1 protein-coding gene is annotated in these 372 nt (G+C 48.4%); it reads left to right on the forward strand.

Annotated elements, in window-relative coordinates:
- Positions 1-50: 50 nt before the first annotated feature.
- Positions 51-372, forward strand: a 322-nt coding sequence (locus tag ACY2RQ_RS19905; RefSeq protein WP_490114756.1) for a transposase, incomplete at its 3' end; no start/stop codon positions are given.

Below are 372 nucleotides of genomic sequence, written 5' to 3' on the forward strand. Positions count from 1 at the left end.
TCTGCTTTACAGAATGCGCCGGGTACAATGCAAGACATGCGGCGTAAAGGTTGAGCAGGTGCCATGGCAAGAAAGAACTCACTAAAGCCTATATGCAGTTTCTGGCGAGCTGGGCCAGAAAGTTATCCTGGAAAGAGGTGGCCATTACTTTTAATACCTCATGGGAGAAGGTGTTCCAGGCTGTTGAATCTGTGGTTGAGTGGGGCAAAGCACATCGTTCACTCGACAATATAAAGGCCATTGGTGTTGACGAGGTGGCGTATCAGGTTGGTCACAAATATCTGACTGTGGTTTACCAGATTGATCGCAATTGCACACGACTGTTATGGGTGGGTCAGGAACGGACTGAGGTCACGATTCGCAGCTTCTTTA

The sequence above is a fragment of the Parendozoicomonas sp. 209JJ7-1 genome (assembly GCF_058147085.1).